Below are 21002 nucleotides of genomic sequence, written 5' to 3'. Positions count from 1 at the left end.
GCCGATGCGATCGACGCCTGAAACTTACTCGGCGTTCGCTTCACGGCTCGCGCGACGGCGCTCGTGCTCTTTCAGATGACGCTTGCGCAGACGGATCGACTGCGGCGTCACTTCGACGAGTTCGTCATCGTCGATGAACTCGACCGCGTATTCCAGCGAAAGCTGGATCGGCGGCACGAGGCGCACGGCTTCGTCGGTGCCCGACGCGCGCACGTTGGTCAGCTGCTTGCCCTTGATCGGGTTCACGACGAGGTCGTTGTCGCGGCTGTGAATGCCGATGATCATGCCTTCATAGAGCGCATCGCCGGGCGACACGAACATGCGGCCGCGATCCTGCAGCTTCCACAGTGCATAGGCGACAGCGGCGCCGTCGTCCTGCGAGATCAGCACGCCGTTACGACGCTCGCCGACCGAGCCTTCCTTCACCGGCGCGTACGAATCGAACGTGTGGCTCATCAGACCCGTGCCGCGCGTGAGCGTCAGGAACTCGCTCTGGAAGCCGATCAGACCGCGCGCCGAAATCTTGTACTCGAGACGCGTGCGGCCACGGCCGTCGGAGGTCATGTCGAGCATTTCGCCCTTGCGGCGGCCGAGTTCTTCCATCACGCCGCCCTGATGCTGGTCTTCGATATCGACCGTCAGGTTTTCATACGGCTCGCACTTCACGCCGTCGATTTCCTGCAGCACGACGCGCGGACGCGACACCGCGAGCTCATAGCCTTCACGGCGCATGTTCTCGACGAGAATCGTCAGATGCAGCTCGCCTCGGCCCGACACTTCGAACGTGGTTTCGTCGCCGGTGTCTTTCACGCGCAGCGCCACGTTGTGGTTCAGTTCCTTCGTGAGACGGTCGCGAATCTGGCGGCTCGTCACGAACTTGCCTTCCTTGCCCGCGAGCGGCGACGAATTCACGAGGAAGTTCATCGTGAGCGTCGGTTCGTCGACGGTGATCATCGGCAGCGCTTCGGGATTGTCCGGCGAGCAGATCGTCACGCCGATGCCGATTTCCTCGATGCCGTTGATCAGCACGATATCGCCGGCCTGCGCTTCTTCGACCTGCACGCGCTCGAGACCGTGGAACGACAGCACCTGATTGATCTTGCGATTGATGATCGCGCCGTCCGGGCCAGAACGCACCGCCACCTGCATGCCGGGGCGAATGCGGCCACGCGCGACACGGCCCACGCCGATACGGCCGACGTACGAGTTGTAGTCGAGCGACGTGATTTGCAGTTGCAGCGGGCCGTCCGGATCGGCCGGACGAACCGGCACGTGTTCGAGGATGGCTTCGAAGAGCGGACGCATCGTGCCTTCGCGCACTTCGGGCGAGAGACCCGCGTAGCCGTTCAGGCCCGACGCATAAACGATCGGGAAGTCGAGCTGCTCTTCGGTCGCGCCGAGCTTGTCGAAGAGATCGAAGGTCTGGTTGATCACCCAGTCGATACGCGCGCCCGGACGGTCCACCTTGTTGATGACGACGATCGGCTTCAGACCCAGCGCGAGCGCCTTCTTCGTGACGAAGCGCGTCTGCGGCATCGGGCCTTCGACGGCGTCGACGAGCAGCAGCACGGAATCGACCATCGACAGCACGCGCTCCACTTCACCGCCGAAGTCGGCGTGTCCCGGCGTATCGACGATATTGATGTGCGTGCCTTCGTATTCGACGGCGCAGTTCTTCGCAAGAATCGTGATGCCACGTTCCTTTTCGATGTCGTTCGAGTCCATGACGCGCTCGGCGACCTGCTGGTTTTCCCGGAACGTGCCCGACTGGCGGAGCAACTGGTCGACGAGCGTGGTCTTGCCGTGGTCGACGTGGGCAATGATGGCGATATTGCGGAGGGCGCGAGTCATATAGAGATGTCTTGGTTGTGCGCCGTCGGAGCGAGTCTCTTCAGCGAGACTTCATGGCTCGGCAAACCCCCCTTGAAACCGTCATGCAAGCATGACTATGCGGGCCCGGCGCGGTGAGAACCGTAAATTATAGCACGCATGGATGTCGTTCCCTTGCAATAGGACTCAACCCGTAAGTCTTGGGTCTCGACCCTGCGCGTCGCAGCCGCGCAGGGTCGATTGTTAAGCGGTTTCAGAAAAGAGTCTTGCAGCGACTGAAACGCTTGCCTATAATCCTGCCTAGTCAACTATTGCAATCGCACAATTATTTCCATGAGCGACGCTCCGAAATCTGCGGCCATCGGCGACTATGTGTTCGCCGAGAGCGTCGGCTACCTGATCGGCCGGGTGCGCTCGACCATGTGGAACATGGTTACGCAACACACGACATCCGAACTCGGCATCACGAGCACACAGGCAAGCATCCTCTTCATGCTGGCAGTCGGCAAGTGCCTGACGGCCGCGGACATCGCCCGCGAATACGGGATCGACGCGAGCGCCGTGACGCGCCTCATCGACCGGCTGGAAAAGCGCGGCCTGCTCTCGCGCGTACGCAGCGAGGAAGACCGGCGTGTCGTGCGCCTCGCGCTGACGGACGAAGGCCAGGCGACGGCCGAGAAGATTCCCGCCATCTTTACGCGCGTGCTGGATAACCTGCTCGCGGGCTTCACGCCCGAAGAAGTGGGTTTCCTGAAAAGTATGCTTCGGCGGATTCTGGCAAATTCCTGCGATCCTTCCGTCGCGTCGCTGCTTCATGCCAACGATAAGCCTGGTACGTCATTGCGATGACAAGCAAATTTGTCATCGCAAGCCTACAAAATGATTGCAACGTCCATCTTTAATTCTCTTCTCAAGAGACGAGATATGAACCACCTTTCCTTGTCCGCGCTGCCCGGCGAGCGTCGCGTGAAGAGCGCCGTGGCTGCCGCGATGGCTGCGCTCGCGCTCGCGGGTTGCGCGAACTACGCGGGCATTTCGAGCGACAAGCAGATTGCCGCGCCTGAAAACTTCGATGCCACGCAGAGCCTGCCGGGACAAGGCGGCCAGTGGCCGGCGCTCGACTGGGCGAAGCAGTTCGGGGATCCGCAATTGCCGCAACTGATCGACGAGGCGCTCGCGGACAATCCGACCATCGCGCAGGCGCAATCGCGCATCGCGAAAGCGTCGGCGTACATCGAAACGTCGCGCTCGGCGCTCTATCCGAAGGTCAACGGATCGTATTCGTGGACGCGCGAGCTGTATTCGGCCAACGCGCTCTTCCCGCCTCCCTACGGCGGCACCTGGTACAGCGAGAACAACGTGCTCGCGAGCGCGTCGTGGGAACTCGACCTGTGGGGCAAGAACCGCTCGCGGCTGAACATGGCTGTCTCGCAGCAAAAGGCCGCCGAGGCGGACATGCAGCAGGCGCGCGTGACGCTGGCGACATCGGTCGCGCGCACGTATAACCAGCTTGCGCTGCTCTACGCGTTGCGCGATGTCGCCCAGCGTGAGATCGCGAATCGGCAGGACGTCGGGCGCATCACGAACGGGCGCGTCGCGGCCGGGCTCGACACCAACGTGGAGCGCCGCACCGCGGAAGGCAACGTCGCGACGAGCCAGACGAACTCGACCGAGCTCGACGGACAGATCGAAACCGTCCGCTATCAGCTCGCCGCGCTGCTCGGCAAGGGTCCGGACCGCGGCCTGCAGATCGCCAAGCCCGTGATCAATCCGAACGTCAACGTGAGTCTGCCCGACAACGTCCCCGCCGACCTCGTCGCGCGCCGCCCGGACATCGTCGCCGCGCGCTGGCAGGTCGAAGCCGCGACGCACAATATCAAGGAAGCGAAGGCCGAGTTCTTCCCGGACATCAACCTCGCGGCGGGCTTCGGTTTCGACGCGTTCGGCTGGGGCCGCTTCCTGCAGGCGAGCAGCCGCCAGATCCAGATCGGACCGGCGATTCATCTGCCAATGTTCGATGCCGGCGCCCTGCGCGGCCAGTTGAAGGGCCGTTACGCTGACTTCGAGGGCGATGTCGCGAACTACAATCAGACGCTCATCAATGCGATGAACGACGTCGCGACCAATATTTCCGCGATCCGCTCGCTCGACAAGCAGATGGCCGACGCCCAGCGCGCACTCGCGGCGGCGTCGAGCGCCTATCAGCTCGCGGTGATCCGCTACAAGGCCGGCCTGTCGCCGCAGTTGCAGGTGCTCAACGCCGACGAAAACCGCCTCGCCAACGAACAGACCGTGACGAATCTGCGCCTGAAGCGCACCGATCTGCAAATCGCGCTGATCAAATCGCTCGGCGGCGGCTTCGACGCGACGAGCACGAATCTCGCGATCGGCGGCAACGGGCAGAATCCGGCGAGCACGCAGGCGGCGAATCAGTCCGCGCCGTCGAAGTAAGCCGCGCACAAGAACACGCATCAAGACCAATACGGAATATTCGGAGTCTTTCATGAGCGACCCTCAACAAACCGCCGCCGCGCCCGCGCCGAAGCAAAGCAACGGCAAACGCCGCCGGCTGATGACGCTGATCGTGCTCGTCATCATCATCGCCGCCGTCGCGTACGGGCTGTACTACTTCCTCGTCGCGCGCTTCCACGAAGCCACCGACGACGCCTATGTCAACGGCAACGTCGTGCAGATCACGCCGCAGGTCGTCGGCACGGTGATCTCGGTGAACGCGGACGACACGCAGACCGTAAAAGTGGGCGATCCGCTCGTCGCGCTCGATCCGGCCGACTCCAAGGTCGCGCTCGATCAGGCCGAGGCGAATCTCGCGCAGACCGTGCGCCAGGTACGCACGTTCTTCGTGAACAACAACCAGTACGAAGCGCAGATCGCGTTGCGCAAGTCGGATCTGTCGCGCGCGCAGGACGATCTGAAGCGCCGCATGCAAGTCGCGCAGACGGGCGCGGTGTCGCAGGAAGAAATCTCGCACGCCCGCGACGCGGTCCGTGGCGCGCAGGCCGCGCTCGACTCCGCCGAGCAGGAACTCGCGTCGAACCGTTCGCTCACGGCCAACACGACGATCGCCGATCACCCGAACGTGCTCGCCGCGGCCGCCAAGGTGCGCGACTCGTACATCAACTTTGCGCGCAATACGCTGCCGGCGCCAGTGACGGGCTATGTGGCGAAGCGCTCGGTGCAGGTCGGCCAGCGCGTCTCGCCGGGCAATCCGCTGATGGCAATCGTGCCGCTCAACGGCGTGTGGGTCGACGCGAACTTCAAGGAAGTGCAGTTGAAGCACATGCGCCTCGGGCAACCCGTGGAACTGACGGCCGACCTGTACGGTTCGAGCGTCGTGTATCACGGCAAGGTCATCGGCTTCTCGGCCGGCACGGGCTCGGCGTTCTCGCTCTTGCCCGCGCAGAACGCGACGGGTAACTGGATCAAGGTCGTCCAGCGTCTGCCGGTGCGTATCCAGCTCGATCCGAAGGAACTGGAGCAGCATCCGCTGCGCATCGGCCTCTCGATGAACGTCGACGTGACGATCAAGAACGAGGAAGGCGGCCAGCTCGGCAACGCGCAGAACACGGTCTACCAGACCAACGTGTTCGACAACTACGGCGCGCAGGCCGATCAGGAAATCGCGCGCATCATCCAGCAGAACGCGGGCACGGGCGCGGGTTCGTCGGCGCAGAACACGCCGTCGTCGGCGCGCGGCAAGGCGACGAAGTCCGCATCCGCCGCCAAGCTGATGTAAGCGGATTCGCCTCATGTCTTCGCAAAACGTCGTTCACCCGCCGCTGTCGGGCGGAAAGCTCGTCATCGGGACGATTGCCGTATCGCTCGCCGTGTTCATGAACGTGCTCGACACGTCGATCGCGAACGTCTCGATTCCGTCGATCTCCGGCGACCTCGGCGTGTCGTCGGATCAGGGCACGTGGGTCATCACGTCGTTCGCGGTCGCCAACGCGATCTCGGTGCCGCTCACCGGCTGGCTTACGCAGCGCATCGGCCAGGTGCGGCTGTTCCTCGGCTCGATCATCCTGTTCGTGCTCGCGTCGTGGCTCTGCGGCCTCGCGCCGACGCTGCCGTTCCTGCTCGCCGCGCGCGTGCTGCAAGGCGCCGTCGCCGGCCCGATGATCCCGCTGTCGCAGACGCTCCTGCTCGCGAGCTATCCGCGCGAAAAAGCGCCGATGGCGCTCTCGATGTGGTCAATGACGACACTCATCGCGCCGGTCGCGGGCCCGGTGCTCGGCGGCTGGATCTCCGACAACATCTCGTGGCCGTGGATCTTCTACGTGAACATCCCGGTCGGTATCGCCGCGGCGCTCGCCACCTTCGCGATCTTCCGCGACCGCGATTCCGCGATCCGCAAGGCGCCGATCGACACCGTCGGGCTCGCGTTGCTCGTGATCTGGGTCGGCTCGCTGCAGGTCATGCTCGACAAGGGCAAGGATCTCGACTGGTTCAACTCGACGACGATCGTCGTGCTCGCGCTGATCGCGGTGATCTCGTTCGCATTCTTCATCGTTTGGGAGCTGACGGCGGAGCATCCGGTCGTGGATCTGTCGCTGTTCGAATTGCGCAATTTCACGGGCGGGACGATCGCGCTGTCGATCGGCTACGGACTCTACTTCGGCAATCTCGTGCTGCTGCCGCTGTGGCTGCAGACGGATATCGGCTACACCGCGACGAACGCCGGCCTCGTGATGGCGCCGGTCGGCCTGTTCGCGATCCTGCTTTCGCCGATCACCGGCAAGTTCCTGCCCCGAACCGACCCGCGCTACATCGCGACCGCCGCGTTTCTCGTGTTCGCGCTGTGCTTCTGGATGCGCTCGCGTTATACGACGGGCGTCGATACCTGGGCGCTCACGGTGCCGACGGTGATTCAGGGCATCGGCATGGCGGGCTTCTTCATTCCGCTCGTGTCGATCACGCTGTCGGGTTTGCCGGGGCATCGGATTCCGGCGGCGTCGGGCTTGTCGAACTTCGTGCGGATCATGTGCGGTGGCATCGGCACGTCGATTTTCTCGACCGCGTGGGAGCATCGTTCGATCGTGCATCACGCGCAACTCGTCGAGCAGGCCAACTCGTATAACCCTGTCTTTGCAAACTCGATGCAGCAGATGGGCGCGCTCGGTTTCTCGAAGGATCAGACCTACGGCCTGTACAACAGCATGGCGACGCAGCAAGCCGCGCAGCTCGGCGTGAACGACATGTTCTATATCTCCGCGGGGATTTTCGTCGCGCTGATCGCGTTGATCTGGATCACGCGGCCCGAGCGTTCGGGCGGTGGGGATTCGGCAGCGGCGGCGTCGGCGGCGCACTGACCGAATTGCCGCACGTGGAATGAAGAGAGCCCGGTTGATCGCTCAACCGGGCTCTTTTTTATTGCGCCGTGACGATCAATCGTTCGGGCGCGAGCACACCTTCGCCCGCACGCGCCACGCCGAGCAGGCGACCGCCTTCTCGCGCATAGACACGCACGCGACCTTCTTCGAGGCGCGTTTGCACGACGTCCGCGAGCCGCAGGCGCTGGCCGTGAAGAAAGCGCTGGGTCGCTTCGTCATTCAGTTCAACCGCGGGAAAGGTGGACAGAAGCGCGTCGACAGGCTGAAGCCGTGCATCGCGCTCCGCTTCGTTCATGCCGGTGAGTTCGTCCAGCGTGACCGCGTGCTCCAGCGTCAACGCGCCGACGCCCGTGCGCCGCAGCGCCGTCAGATGCGCGCCGCAACCGAGCGCCTCGCCGATATCTTCCGCCAGGGTGCGCACGTATGTGCCCTTGCTGCACGTCACACGAAACGTCACGAGCGGCAGCGCGCACGAGATCAACTGCAACGCGTGAATCGTCACCTGACGGCCTTCGCGTTCCACCGTCTGACCTGCACGAGCGTATTCGTAGAGCGGCTTGCCGTCGCGTTTGAGCGCGGAGTACATCGGCGGAACCTGCGTGATTTCGCCGAGAAACTTCGTCATTGCTTCTGAAACCGCCGCCTGGTCGCACGTTACGTCACGCGTGTCGATGGCCTCGCCTTCGGCATCTCCGGTCGTCGTGCGGATGCCGAGACGCATGGTCGCTTCGTAAGTCTTGTCCGCTTCAAGCAGGTCTTGCGAGAACTTCGTCGCCTCGCCGAAACAAAGCGGCAGCAAACCCGTCGCGAGCGGATCGAGCGTGCCGGTGTGGCCCGCCTTCTTCGCGAGATAAATCCGCTTCGCCTTGATGAGCGCATCGTTGCTCGACAGCCCGAGCGGCTTGTCCAGCAGCAGCACGCCATCCAGCGCGCGGCGCGGAATCTTCGGCCGCGCCTGTTTTTCCGTGCCACTCATGGCTTACTTGCCTTCCTGATCGTCGTCCGCGTCCTTCGCGCGCGAGGCGTTCGCTTCGTCGATCAGGCGCGACATCTCGACGGCCTTCTCGATCGTCTGGTCGTAGTGGAAGTGCAGCGTGGGCACCGTATGGATATGCAGGCGCTTGAACAGCATATTGTGCAGATGTCCCGCCGCGTGATTCAAACCTTGCTCGGTCTGTTTCGGATCGCCGGTGAGTGTCGTGAAATAGATCTTCGCGTGCGCGTAGTCGGGCGTGAGCTCGACGCTCTGAATCGTCACGAGACCCACGCGCGGGTCTTTGACCTCGCGCATGAGTTCGGAAAGATCTCGCTGGATCTGGTCCGCAATCTGCACGTTGCGGTTCGGGGATGTCCGTTTTTTAGCCATGATGTCGTTTCCGTGTTTCTTTTCTTGCCGCCCGATGCAAAAAGGGCGGAGCGAGCCGCCAGGCTCACCCCGCCCTTTTATCGGCGGCTAGCGCATTACAGTGTGCGAGCCACTTCCGTCACTTCGAAGACTTCGAACTGGTCGCCTTCCACGATGTCGCTGAAGTTCTTGATCGACATACCGCACTCGAAGCCCTGACGCACTTCCTTGACGTCGTCCTTGAAGCGCTTGAGCGAATCGAGTTCGCCGGTGTGAATCACGACGTTGTTGCGGATCACGCGCACCGACGAGGAACGCTTGACGACGCCGTCCGTGACCATACAACCCGCGATCAGACCGACCTTCGGCACGCGAATGACCTGACGCACCTCGACCATGCCCGTCACCGTCTCGCGCTTCTCCGGCGCGAGCATGCCGGACATCGCTGCCTTCACCTCATCCACTGCGTCGTAGATGATGTTGTAGTAGCGGATGTCGATGCCGTTCGACTCGGCCAGCTTGCGGGCTTGCGCATCCGCACGCGTGTTGAAGCCGATGATGACGGCCTTCGACGCCGTCGCCAGGTTGACGTCCGATTCGCTGATCGCGCCGACCGCGCTGTGCACGATCTGCACACGCACTTCGTTGGTCGAGAGCTTTTGCAGCGACTGAACCAGCGCTTCCTGCGAACCCTGCACGTCCGCCTTGACGATAAGCGGCAGGTTTTGCACTTCGCCTTCGCCCATCTGCTCGAGCATGTTCTCGAGCTTGGCGGCCTGCTGCTTCGCCAGCTTGACGTCGCGGAACTTGCCTTGACGGAACAGCGCGATTTCGCGCGCCTTGCGCTCGTCCGGCAGCACGATGACTTCCTCGCCCGCCGCCGGCACTTCCGACAGACCCTGAATTTCAACCGGAATCGACGGACCTGCCGTTTTCGTCGGCTTGCCGGTTTCGTCCAGCATTGCGCGCACGCGGCCGTAGGCGCTGCCCGCGAGAACCACGTCGCCGCGATTCAGCGTGCCCGACTGCACCAAAATGGTCGCGACCGGGCCCTTGCCCTTATCGAGCTTGGCTTCGATCACGAGGCCCTTCGCGGCTGCATCGACCGGCGCGGTCAGTTCCAGCACTTCGGCTTGCAGCGACACGTTTTCCAGCAGATCGTCGATACCGCGGCCGGTCTTCGCCGATACTTCGATGAACGGCGAATCGCCGCCGTACTCTTCCGGCACCACGCCTTCCGCGACGAGTTCCTGCTTCACGCGGTCGGGGTTGGCTTCCGGCTTGTCGATCTTGTTGATCGCGACGACGATCGGCACGCCGCCCGCCTTCGCGTGGGCGATCGCTTCCTTCGTCTGCGGCATCACGCCGTCATCCGCTGCTACCACCAGAATGACGATGTCAGTTGCCTTCGCGCCGCGCGCACGCATGGCCGTGAAGGCCTCGTGACCCGGCGTGTCGAGGAAAGTGATGACGCCGCGCGGCGTTTCGACGTGATACGCGCCGATATGCTGCGTGATGCCGCCCGCTTCGCCCGCCGCCACTTTCGCGCGACGGATGTAGTCCAGGAGCGAGGTCTTGCCGTGGTCGACGTGACCCATGACGGTGACGACCGGCGGACGCGGCAGCTTCTCTGCCGTGTCTTCCGTGGCCTCGCCTTCGACGAGCAGCGCTTCCGGATCGTCCAGCTTCGCCGCGACCGCGCGATGGCCCAGTTCCTCGACGACGATCATCGCCGTTTCCTGGTCCAGCACCTGGTTGATCGTGACCATCTGGCCGAGCTTCATCATCACCTTGATGACTTCCGAAGCTTTCACCGACATCTTGTGCGCGAGGTCGGCCACCGAAATGGTTTCCGGCACATGCACTTCACGGATGATCGGCTCGGTCGGCGCCTGAAACGTGGTCTGATCCTGATGCTTGCCGCGACCCTTCGGACCGCCGCGCCAGCCGCGATCGACGCCGCCGCTCGAATCGCCACGGGTCTTCATGCCACGGCGCTTCGATGCGTCGTCCTGCTGCCAGCCGCCCTTGCCAGCCTTCTTCTTGTCGCCAGCGCCTGCCGGAGCTGTCGATGCGGGAGCCGTCGTGCCAGGTGCAGCCGGCTTCTTCGCCGCCGCGGGACGTGCCGCCTGCGCGCCTTCCGGTCGCGCGGGCTTGTGCAGCGTGCCCTTCGCTTCGGCGGCCTTCGCCGCTTCCACCGGCTTCGGTGCGGGCGCGGGTTCCGGCGCCTTCACCTGCGCCTTGCGCGGGGTGTTCATCATTTCGCGGATGGCGCGCGCTTCGGCTTCCGCCGCCGCACGACGCTTCGCGATGGCTTCCTGCTCCAGACGCGCCTTGTCGGCCTTTGCCTTCGCGTCTTCTTCGGCCTTCTTCGCGGCTTCGCGCTGAGCAGCGCGCTCGCTCGCGGCCTTCTCTTCCGCTGCCTTTTCGGCGGCTTCGCGCTGAGCGGTATCGTCCTGCTTCGGTTCCGGCTTGGCTTCGACCGCCGGCTGCGTACGCGCTTCCTGACGCGCGGACTGCGCCGCACGCGAGATTTCCGCCGCCTGAGCCGCAGCCGCCGCACGGCGCGCTGCTTCCTCTTCCTGCTTCTTGCGCTCGGCTTCCGCCGCTTCCTCGCGGGCGCGGCGCTCGGCTTCCTCGCGTTCGAGCTTTGCCTGTTGCTCCTTCAGCTCGCGCTCTTCGCGTTCGAGCTGCTCGGCGGCGTGACGCGCTTCTTCCTCGCGGCGCTGCAGTTCGGCCTCGTCGACTTCCGGCTCTTCGACGTGATTCGGCGCGGCCTCGGCCTGCTCGAGACCGGGTTCGTCGCGCTTCACGAAAACACGCTTCTTGCGCACCTCGACCTGAATGGTGCGAGCTTTACCCGTTGCGTCGGATTGTTTGATTTCCGACGTATGCCGGCGGGTCAAAGTGATCTTGCGCTTGTCGGCGTCGGCGGAACCGTGCGACTTGCGCAAATGATCGAGCAGACGCGCCTTGTCCGTTTCAGACAGGTCGTCATTCGCGCTCGCTTTCTGGACGCCAGCCGCCTGCAACTGCTCGAGCAGGACGCCCGCAGGCATTTTGAGTTCCGCGGCAAATTGGGCTACGTTGTTACTCGCCATTCATTCCTCTTGATGCAAGGACATATCCTTGCGGTTAGATCGGGGTCACGCGGCCAAACAGGCCGCCAAATATCAGTGCGCCATGGTCATTTCTCACTGGAACCAGTGTTCACGTGCTTTCATGATCAACGCCTTAGCGGCATCCTCTTCCATACCGGTCATTTCGACCAGTTCATCGACTGCCAGCTCCGCGAGATCGTCGCGGGTCTGAATCTGGTGCTCTGCGAGCTTGGCAAGCAGCTCGTTGTCCATGCCGTCGAGACTCTTCAGCTCGAGCGCGACGCCTTCCACTTTCTCTTCGTTGGCGATCGCCATCGTGAGCAGCGCGTCGCGTGAGCGATTGCGCAGCTCGTGCACGGTGTCTTCGTCAAAGGCTTCGATTTCGAGCATTTCGTTGAGCGGCACGTAGGCGATTTCTTCGAGGCTCGTGAAGCCCTCGTCGATCAGGATGTCGGCGACTTCCTCGTCCACATCCAGACGCGCCATGAACAGGTCGCGCAACTTGCCACGCTCTTCGTTCTGCTTCAACGCCGACTCGTCCGGCGTCATGATATTGATTTGCCAGCCGGTGAGTTCGCTTGCGAGTCTCACGTTCTGGCCGGCGCGGCCGATGGCGACGGCGAGCTCGTTTTCGTCCACGACGACGTCCATCGAGTGCTTTTCTTCATCGACGACGATCGACTGAACGGCTGCCGGCGCGAGGGCGCCGATAACGAACTGCGCGGGATCTTCCGACCATAGCACGATGTCGACGTTCTCGCCACCGAGCTCGTTACGCACGGCCTGCACGCGCGAACCGCGGATGCCGACGCACGTGCCGATCGGGTCGATGCGCTTGTCGTAGGCGATCACCCCGATTTTCGCACGCACGCCGGGATCGCGCGCGGCTGCCTTGATTTCCAGCAGGCCCTGTTCGATTTCCGGCACTTCCAGTTCGAAGAGCTTCATCAGGAACTCGGGCGCGGTGCGCGAGAGCTCGATCTGCGGACCACGCGCGGTGCGGTCGACCTTCGCGATATACGCGCGCACGCGGTCGCCCACGCGCAGATTTTCCTTCGGGATCAGCTGGTCACGGCGCAACAGCGCTTCGACACGGCCCGACTCGACGATGAAATTGCCCTTGTCCAGGCGCTTCACCGAGCCGGTCATGATCTTTTCGCCGCGCTCGAGGAAGTCGTTCAGGATCTGCTCGCGCTCGGCGTCGCGCACCTTCTGCAGGATGACCTGCTTGGCGGCCTGCGCGCCGATGCGGCCAAATTCGATCGACGGAATCGGCTCCTCGATGAAGTCGTCCACCTCTGCGTCGGGCTTCTGTTCCTTCGCTTCGAACAGCAGGATTTCCTGATCCGGCTCTTGCAGGCCGGCCTCGTCCGGCACGACGCGCCAGCGGCGGAAGGTTTCATGCTCGCCGCTCTCACGGTCGATAGCGACGCGGATATCCACGTCTTCTTCGAAGAGCTTCTTCGTTGCGGAAGCAAGCGCAGCTTCCAGCGCTGCGTACACGACGTCCTTGTTGACGTTCTTTTCGCGTGCCAGCGCATCCGCCAGCATCAATACTTCGCGACTCATTGTTTGCGGCTCCTAAAATCAACCTTGGGGACGAGACGTGCCTTATCGAGGTCCGCGAGCGTGAAATCGAGCATCGCGGCGCCGTCCTTCCCTTCAAATTCCAATCCGATCGTGTCGCCGTCAGGGGCGTGCAAGATGCCACGGAACGATTTGCGCCCGTCCAGCGGCTTTTTCAACGTGATGGAGACTTCGCTCCCCGCGAAGCGCTCGAAATCCGCCAGTTTCTTGAGCGGGCGGTCGAGCCCCGGCGACGATACCTCGAGCCGGTCGTAATCGATGTTCTCGACTTCGAGCAAGTATTGGAGCTGGCGCGTGACCTTCTCGCAGTCTTCGATGGCGATACCAGCCGGCTGGTCGATATATATACGCAGCATGCCGCCTCCCGAACGCTCGAGATCGACAAGCTCGTAGCCAAGGCCCGAGACCGTGGTTTCTATCAATTCCGTCAGTTGCACAGTAACTCCAAGGTGTTTCGCGCGCTCCACGCAAAAACACCTGCGAGCGAGCGCCTTCATGCGGGCGCGCACCCTGCTCCCGAGATGCCGAACCGAATAGCCAAAAAAAAATGGGCGCAACGCCCATCATCTTCAACCGAGGTCGCACCCGGGCAGCGAAAAAACTACGTGCCCAGCGACTTCATGATTTTAGCCATTTTTCAGGATAAACGCAAACGTAACGCGCGCTTTCAGCCCTGTTGAGCCCAATTTCACGTCGATTCGTCTTCGTGATCCCGAAGAGTAAAGCGCTTGTTTTCGCCATCGGAAACAGGTGCGGCCATCGCACCCGATTCCCAATGGCGTTTTTGCCTTTCTTTGCGCTTTGCTGTGCTCAGCGGCCGCGCGAGCGATTGCGCGCGCCCCGGCCGGCGCCGCCGCCCGGCTTGCCCTGCGACGGACCCTGCTGTGCGCCGCCCTGGCGATTGCCACGCGGCGCATTGCCGCCCGCAGCACGCTTGCCAGCGCCGCTGCCGCCCATGCCCGGCGCGCCGCCTTGCGGACGAGCGCCGCGCGGACCCGGCCGGCCGCCGCCACCGTTAGCCCGGTTGCCGTTCGGCTCGTTGCCCACGCGGTTGCCGTTCGCTTCGCGTCCGCCGCGACGGCCCATGCCGCCGGCGTTGCCCGTTCCCGTGTTGGCGCCGAATCCGCCGCCCATGCCGCCGAGCCCGAAGCCGCCGGCGACGCCGCCCGGCTGACCGCGCCGGCCGCCGCGACCCGGCGTCTGCTGCTGGGCCATGCGCGAGTGCGAGCTCAGCACCGGTTCGCGTGTGATGAAGCCCATCGACGTCTGCATCGGATCGGGTTGCACGCGCGGCGCCGCACTGCGTCCGCCCTTCTCGGCTGTCGGCAGCTTCAGGCCGACCGACTCCAGCAGGCTGCGCACCTCATTGTCTTCGAGCTCCTCCCAGCGACCGCGCTTCAGGCCACGCGGAAGCGCGATCGGACCGTGACGCGTACGGATCAGGCGGCTCACCATCAGACCCGCGGCCTCGAACATGCGGCGCACTTCGCGATTGCGGCCTTCGGCCAGCGCGACGTGATACCAGTGATTCGTGCCTTCGCCGCCACCGTCCTGAATGCGCAGGAAGTTGGCGGGACCGTCGTCGAGTTCGACGCCCTTCAGGAGCTTCTGCTTCATCCCCTCAGACAGCTGGCCGACCACGCGCACCGCATATTCACGCTCGACGCTGTAGCGCGGATGCATGAACCGGTTCGCCAGATCGCCCGACGTCGTAAGCAGCAGCAGGCCTTCGGTGTTGAAGTCGAGTCGGCCGACCGCGAGCCATTTGGCCGTTTTCATCGACGGCAGCTTGTCGAACACGGAAGGACGGCCTTCCGGGTCCGCGTGGCTGACGATCTCGCCCGTCGGCTTGTGATAGAGCAGGATACGCGGCGGCTTGCTCGCGAGCTTGCGCTTGAGCGGCTTGCCGTTGATGCGCACCTGATCGCTCGGCATGATGCGCTGGCCGATATGCGCCGGTTCGCCGTTCACCGACACGCGGCCGGCGATGATCAATTCTTCCATGTCGCGACGCGAGCCCATGCCGGCGTCGGCGAGCACTTTGTGCAGCTTCGGCGCGTCGTCGTCCGGTTCCAGCACGCGCTTTTGCTGCGGGGCGTTGCGGCCGCGTCGCAGCATCGGGGCGCGCACGCCGCCCGAGCCGTTGTCGGCGTCGAAGGCCGGCGAGGTCACGTAGGCGAAGACGTCGTCGACGGCGGCAGCGGCCGCGCTCTCGACCGTCGCGGGCCCCGAGTCACTGGCGTTGCGCTTGCCGCCGCGCTTTTGCTGCGGCGGGTTCTTGCGCCGTCCGCCTTCACGCGGCGCGGATGCCTCGGCCTGCACGACCGGTTCATCCGCCGCTTCGGCACTGGCCTCGCCAGCGTCGGCGCGCGCATTCTTGCGGCCGCGCGGACTCGCGCCTTCGCTCTTGCGCGGTTTTGCGGCCGGGTCCTTGCGCGGAGTGCGCACCTGCGCCGCGACGACGCCATCGGGCGGCGTCTCGTTCACGGCGCCCGGCACGCTTTCGTCCTTGGTCTTCGCGACAGCGCGACGCCGTGCGATCAGGCTGCGCGGCCCGCGGCGCAGCCCACGGCGCGGCCGGTCTTCGCCCTCGCCGCTTTCATCGGCGCGATCGGCGCGCGTGCGTTCGCCGGCGTCGGCCGACTCGGATGCGTCCGCGGCATGCGCCGGGCGCGCGGATTCAGGCGAATCGCTGTCGTGGGAGTGTGTCAAAACAACCTCAAATGTCGAATCGCGCGCCCGTCGCGGGCGCGTCTAAAAATCCGCTGATCGGTCCGGCTGGTCGTCTCGAGATGATCTTTATGGAGAGCCGGGTTGTGCGATCAGGGGCGTTGCAATTGCGTCAGGCGCGGCGCGCCGTCGGTTCTTCGGAGTCGTCGTCCAGTTCTGCGTCGTTCGATGGACTTGCGTCTCTTTCCTCTTCACGCGGCATCGACACAGGTGCGTCGTGCGTGGTGCTCAGCGACTGCGCGTGAATCCCGGGCGGCACTGCGATGCGCTCGTTCAGCGCGTCCGCATGTTCCGATCCGAGTGTTTCCTGCTGTTCTTCTGCCTGTTCGTGCTCTGCCGGGACGTCGGCTGCGCTCTCATCGCTGCCGGATGTTTCGGCTTCGACGGTTTCAGCCGACTGCGCCGCTTCAACGGGGTTGACCGGCGCGGCCGCATCGTGTTCCCCGTTATTCGCAGCTTCGACTGTGTCCTGCGCCTGAGCGCTCGCCGGCTGCGCGTCCCCGGCGATGCTGTCCGGGAATTCGATCGAATGCTGCGCGAGCAGCGATGCCTCGAGTTGCGCCGCCGGATTGTCCAGCGCGGGCAACTCGTCGAGCGCGGTCAGACCGAGATCGTCGAGAAACTGCTTGGTCGTCGCGTACAGCGCCGGACGGCCCGGCACGTCGCGATGACCGATCACCTCGATCCAGCCACGGTCTTCCAGCTGCTTCACGACTTGCGTGTTCACCGTCACGCCGCGAATCTCTTCGATATCGCCCCGCGTAACCGGCTGCCGATACGCAATGATTGCCAGCGTTTCGAGTACGGCCCGCGAATACCTCGGCGGCTTTTCGGGGTGCAGCCGATCGAGATAAGCCCGCATCGCCGGCTTGCTCTGAAAACGCCAGCCCGAGGCGAGCGCCACGAGTTCGACACCGCGTCCCGACCAGTCGGCCTTGAGCGCTTCGAGCAACGTGCGAACGGTATCCGCCGAAATGTCGTCGGCGAATAGCTTGCGCAATTCATTCAGCCTCAGCGGTTCCTGCGCGCAAATCAAGGCAGTCTCGAGGACGATCTTCGCCTCTTGGGTATTCATGCAGCTTGGGTCAACCCTGTATGGTCAATGATTCAATTCAAAATCGGGCTTGCGCAGGACCGACGCCACCAAACTGGTGCGAACGATAAAGCTGGACGCGGAGTTTCAAGACGCGCTCGCCCGATTGTAATCGGTCATATTGATTGGGAGCACGCACCGGGGAGAGGCGATATTGGGCGATCGGTGAGCGAATCGCCGGGCCATCCCAGCCGGACGAGGTGGCGCTTTCATAGGCGAAAGCGCGTGACTGAGCGCCATATTACGCAAAAACAACCGGGGCGTAAAGGTGAACGCTTCAACCTCGACCCAACTCACTCGACGCCGGCACAACTCAGGCGACGGCGCGCGCCGCCAGGAAACGCTGCAAACGCTCGACGCCCGCGTCGAGCCGCGCGGGATCGCACGCGTAGCACCAGCGCACGAAACCTTCGCCTTCCGGGCCGAACGCGCTTCCCGGCGCGAGACCGAGACCGGCTTCGCGCACGAGCGACTTGCACAATTCGAGACTGCTTCGCGCGCCCGGCAGCGAGAAGAACAGATACATCGCGCCGTCGGGTGCGCGGACGTCGACGCCTTCGATCGTCTGCAAAGCATTCACCAGATGATCGCGGCTCGCGCGCAAATCGGCGACGAGCGTCTGCGTGAAGCGCTCGCCCTCTTCCACCGCGACGATGCCCGCCTGCTGCACGAACGACGGCGCGCACGAGGTGTTGTATTCCACGAGCTTGCCGAGGTCGTCCATCAACTGCGTCGGCGCAACGATCCAGCCGAGCCGCCAGCCAGTCATCAGCCATGCCTTCGAAAACGAATTCACCGCGATCACACGTTCGTCGCGCGCGGCGACATCGAGAAAGGAAGGTGCGACCGACACGCCGTCGCCGTAATACAGACGCTCGTAGACTTCGTCCGCGACGATCCAGATGCCGTGACGGCGGCAATGTTCCAGCACGATGCGTTGATCTTCGCGCGTCATCGTCCAGCCGGTCGGATTGTTCGGCGAGTTGATCATCAGCATGCGCGTGTCTGGCGTGAGCGCCGCGAGCAGGCGGTCGAGGTCGAGCGTCCAGCCACGCGCGTCATAAGTCAGCGAGACCGTGTCGACGCTCGCGCCGAGGATCTTCGGAATCTCGACGAGATTCGGCCAGAGCGGCGTCACCGCCACGACCCGGTCGCCCGCTCCGACGACGAGTTGCGCCGCGAGCATCAGCGCATTCACGCCGGCGCTCGTGACGGCGATGTGCGCTGGCGTCGTCGCGCCATGCAGCGCGCTTACGTAACGGCTGAGCGACTCACGCAGGGGCGCGATGCCAAGATTGTGCGTGTAGAAGGTGGCGCCGTCGGCGAGCGCGCGGCTTGCGGCGTCGCGAATGAACTGCGGCGTCACGCGGTCCGATTCGCCGAACCAGAACGGAAGCACGTCGGGTACGCCGAAGCCCGCGTTCGCGACCTCGCGGATCTGCGACGGCCTCAAGGCCCGCACCGCGTCGCGGGCGTTCGGCGCACCGGATCCGTGCACGCCAGCCAGCTGGCTCAGTTCGCTGATCACCGCTCCTTCCGACTCACTCATCGCTCGCCCCGTCGTCTTGTCTTAAAAAAGGAAGTCTAACGCGTGTCCCGCGTTTTCCCAGTCGGCCGAACGGCCTAGGCGAGGTCTTCCGCACGCCTCGGCAACGACGCGATCAGCGACCAGACCGATTCCGCCGCCGGCGACAGCGAACGATCGCGCCGGCGCACGAGCTCCACGGTCCGCTCGGCGCGCGGTTCGAGCGGCAATGCCACAAGCGACGAGTCCGCCGGCAGCGGCAGCGCCAGCCACGGCAAGACGCTTACGCCGACGCCCGCCTCCACGAGCCCGAACACGGTCGCCGAGTGGCCGAGTTCCTGCACGACCTGCGCTTCGACGCCGTGCTCGTGCATCACGGCATCGATGATGGGCCGGCTGCCGGATGCGTAGTCGAGCATGACGAGCCGCTCGCCGGCGAGCGCTGCCCACGGCACCGCGGCCTCGCGGCCGAGCCGATGGTCGCGCCGCGCGACGAGACAGAACGAATCGGTCATCACGGGCTCGCCATGCAGATCGTCGGAGGAAAACGGTCCGATCACCACGCCGAAATCGACTTCACCGGACTTGACCTTGCGCAGGACGTCGGACTGGACGTCGTCGCGCAAACTCAGCGTGATCAGCGGAAACTGACGCAGGCACGTCGCGAGCACCCGCGGCATCAGCCGGCACGCGACGGTCGGGCTCGCCGCGACGATCACGCGTCCGCGGCGCTGCTCACCGAGATCGCGCACCTCGCGCAGCGCTTCGTCGAGATCCGCCAGAAGACGCGACACGGTGCCGACGAGGTTCGCGCCGACGTCGGTCAATAGCACCTCGCGCGTCGTCCGGTCGATCAGCTTGAGACCGATCTCCCCTTCCAGTTCGCGCACGCAGCGGCTGACCGCCGACTGGGTCAGACCGATCTCATCGCCCGCGCGGCTGAAGCTGCGCAATCTCGATACTTCGATGAAGACGCGCAGTTGCCGCAACGTCACGTTCAATGGCGCGCTCATTCAGATTGCTCATCAATTAGCCTGTTTCATGCGAAATTATAACGGCCTATTGGTGTGATTTCATGCGCGAACGTACGTTTCGCTGCGGTGCAGCAAATTGCCGAAACGCACGCTGGATGGGCCTATTGCACTTGATTGGTGATTGTCCCGATTTCTTAATCAGTCTGTTTCGGGTCTGATACGGGCCATGCTGACATCGCGTCAGCCTACTGCCATGCGGGTTTCCCGGATTTCGCGACATGCATGGCACGGTTCTCGCATTTCATTGCGCACAGAGGTCGGGGCCATACGCGGTTACATCGAACATTCGTCCGCCGCAACCGCTCCGGCCTCCTTCCCAGGTATTCGTTTTTCGAATTCCGCCCAGAGTGCGCGGCGCGGGGCAGCGCACCGGGGTTAGCTTCGCTGAGGTGAGATATGGTGCTGTTCGACGATTTGAGAGATAACGAGTGGGCGCTGGTCGAGGCGTTGTTCTGTTCCGAGCCGGCGCGTAGCGAACGGCGTGGACGTCCGCGCGTCGAAGCGCGAGCTGTGGTCAACGCGGTTTTGTGGGTGCTGTCGACTGGCGAAGGCTGGTCGAAGTTGCCCGGACGCTATCCGTCCCCGCCGACCTGCCGCCGCCGCTTCGATGAATGGCAGGCGGACGGCACGCTGGCCGAAATCGTGAAGCGCCTTTCCAGCAACGGCCGTGAAGTGTCGCTGCGCGGGCGCATCGGTTCGAGCGCCGCGAAACCGCCGGCGCCGCCGAGTCGCGATCGTCTGCGCGGCGCGTTCTGGACGAATCCGGAATCGTGGCGCGCTCCGGCGAAGATGGCCTGACCGGATTCGCTTCTTCGAAGCCGGCGCTGCCGGCTTCACGCAGACGTTTTGCCTCTCGCGCAGGCCCTGGCCTGCGCGAAATCCAGTCCTTCCGAATTCGTCGCGCCGACGCCACAGCCGGCGCGGGCCAGCCGTCCGGCGTGAGGCCACGACGAAACAACTCTTTACCATTCCTTACAGCGCTACGGCGGATCACAGCATAGCTTGGTGAATGATCGAACAGGCCCCACGAAGGCTTCGAGGATTTCACCATGAAGGCATCGACTCTGCTCGTGCATGGCGCGTTCGTCGCGCTGACGAGCACTGCGGCGATGAGCCAGGCCCAGCCCCCGCCGCCTGCATCCGATTTCCACGTGACTACGAAGGCCTCGATGGCCGCGTCGCAGAACGCCGGCAGGAGTCGCGACGCCGCGCCACCCGCGCCGCGTGGCGATCTGCGGGGCGACATTGCGAGTAACGCGCGCCCACGCCCGGATTCGGAACGCGATCCGCACTTGCAGCATCGTTGAATTCGCTGCAGGACGATGCGCGCTTCAAGGAACCACTTCGGCGCGCGCCAGTCACACCCCATGCCATGAACAGCGCGTGGCAACAGTGATATCCGGTCTGCC

At 64.1% G+C, this 21002-nt stretch carries 16 protein-coding genes; 6 read left to right on the top strand and 10 right to left on the bottom strand.

All coding sequences use genetic code 11. The features are described from left to right. Positions 1–24 precede the first annotated feature (24 nt). Complete coding sequence (gene typA, locus ACEN42_RS06785; RefSeq protein ID WP_035501110.1) at positions 25–1851, bottom strand: translational GTPase TypA; 1827 nt, start codon at positions 1849–1851, stop codon at positions 25–27. A gap of 312 nt (positions 1852–2163) precedes the next feature. Here typA and ACEN42_RS06780 point away from each other — a divergent pair, with 312 nt between their 5' ends. The 4 genes from ACEN42_RS06780 (at position 2164) to ACEN42_RS06765 (ending at position 7157) form a co-directional block, all read left to right on the top strand. Beyond that, the gene (locus ACEN42_RS06780; RefSeq protein ID WP_187604563.1) at positions 2164–2679 is read left to right on the top strand and encodes a MarR family winged helix-turn-helix transcriptional regulator; all 516 of its coding nucleotides are present in this window, start codon (positions 2164–2166) and stop codon (positions 2677–2679) included. 75 nt (positions 2680–2754) lie between these two features. Continuing rightward, positions 2755–4281, top strand: coding sequence for an efflux transporter outer membrane subunit (locus ACEN42_RS06775; RefSeq protein WP_371880973.1), 1527 nt, complete (start codon positions 2755–2757; stop codon positions 4279–4281). Between the two features lie 52 nt (positions 4282–4333). After that, positions 4334–5584: an efflux RND transporter periplasmic adaptor subunit gene (locus tag ACEN42_RS06770; protein WP_187604561.1), complete on the top strand. Its 1251-nt coding sequence runs from the start codon at positions 4334–4336 to the stop codon at positions 5582–5584. Positions 5585–5597: 13 nt separating this feature from the next. Beyond that, entirely contained in the window at positions 5598–7157 is a 1560-nt protein-coding gene (locus tag ACEN42_RS06765) for a DHA2 family efflux MFS transporter permease subunit (protein WP_238292997.1), read from the top strand. 58 nt (positions 7158–7215) lie between these two features. Here ACEN42_RS06765 and truB read toward each other — a convergent pair whose 3' ends face one another. The 9 genes from truB to ACEN42_RS06720 all read right to left on the bottom strand — a co-directional run bounded on the left by truB (position 7216) and on the right by ACEN42_RS06720 (position 19560). Then, positions 7216–8154, bottom strand: a complete 939-nt coding sequence (truB, locus tag ACEN42_RS06760; RefSeq protein ID WP_371880972.1) for a tRNA pseudouridine(55) synthase TruB — start codon at positions 8152–8154, stop codon at positions 7216–7218. Positions 8155–8157: 3 nt separating this feature from the next. Then, entirely contained in the window at positions 8158–8544 is a 387-nt protein-coding gene (gene rbfA, locus ACEN42_RS06755) for a 30S ribosome-binding factor RbfA (protein WP_035501116.1), read from the bottom strand. Between the two features lie 95 nt (positions 8545–8639). Beyond that, positions 8640–11624, bottom strand: coding sequence for a translation initiation factor IF-2 (gene infB / locus ACEN42_RS06750; protein WP_187604558.1), 2985 nt, complete (start codon positions 11622–11624; stop codon positions 8640–8642). A gap of 93 nt (positions 11625–11717) precedes the next feature. Continuing rightward, positions 11718–13193 (bottom strand): transcription termination factor NusA, encoded by a 1476-nt coding sequence (gene nusA, locus ACEN42_RS06745; RefSeq protein WP_035501118.1) that lies wholly within the window; start codon positions 13191–13193, stop codon positions 11718–11720. Further along, positions 13190–13648 (bottom strand): ribosome maturation factor RimP, encoded by a 459-nt coding sequence (gene rimP, locus ACEN42_RS06740; RefSeq protein ID WP_035501172.1) that lies wholly within the window; start codon positions 13646–13648, stop codon positions 13190–13192. The genes nusA and rimP overlap by 4 nt, the downstream gene beginning before the upstream one ends. Positions 13649–14021: 373 nt before the next feature. After that, the gene (rluB, locus tag ACEN42_RS06735; protein WP_371880971.1) at positions 14022–15923 is read right to left on the bottom strand and encodes a 23S rRNA pseudouridine(2605) synthase RluB; all 1902 of its coding nucleotides are present in this window, start codon (positions 15921–15923) and stop codon (positions 14022–14024) included. 130 nt (positions 15924–16053) lie between these two features. Further along, complete coding sequence (scpB, locus tag ACEN42_RS06730; RefSeq protein WP_371880970.1) at positions 16054–17016, bottom strand: SMC-Scp complex subunit ScpB; 963 nt, start codon at positions 17014–17016, stop codon at positions 16054–16056. Positions 17017–17347: 331 nt separating this feature from the next. Continuing rightward, on the bottom strand, positions 17348–18583 hold the full coding sequence (locus ACEN42_RS06725; RefSeq protein ID WP_371880969.1) for a pyridoxal phosphate-dependent aminotransferase: 1236 nt from the start codon (positions 18581–18583) through the stop codon (positions 17348–17350). A gap of 74 nt (positions 18584–18657) precedes the next feature. Beyond that, positions 18658–19560, bottom strand: coding sequence for a LysR family transcriptional regulator (locus ACEN42_RS06720; protein ID WP_187605043.1), 903 nt, complete (start codon positions 19558–19560; stop codon positions 18658–18660). 429 nt (positions 19561–19989) lie between these two features. Here ACEN42_RS06720 and ACEN42_RS06715 point away from each other — a divergent pair, with 429 nt between their 5' ends. Next, complete coding sequence (locus ACEN42_RS06715; protein ID WP_008349224.1) at positions 19990–20391, top strand: transposase; 402 nt, start codon at positions 19990–19992, stop codon at positions 20389–20391. 251 nt (positions 20392–20642) lie between these two features. After that, complete coding sequence (locus ACEN42_RS06710) at positions 20643–20900, top strand: hypothetical protein (protein ID WP_035501122.1); 258 nt, start codon at positions 20643–20645, stop codon at positions 20898–20900. The last annotated feature ends 102 nt before the right edge of the window (positions 20901–21002 follow it).

Origin of the sequence: Caballeronia sp. S22 (assembly GCF_964261745.1) — a bacterium.
Classification (GTDB): Bacteria; Pseudomonadota; Gammaproteobacteria; order Burkholderiales; family Burkholderiaceae; genus Caballeronia; species Caballeronia jiangsuensis.
The sequence above is the reverse complement of the archived record's forward strand: the minus strand, read 5'-3'. Positions and strand labels throughout refer to the sequence as shown.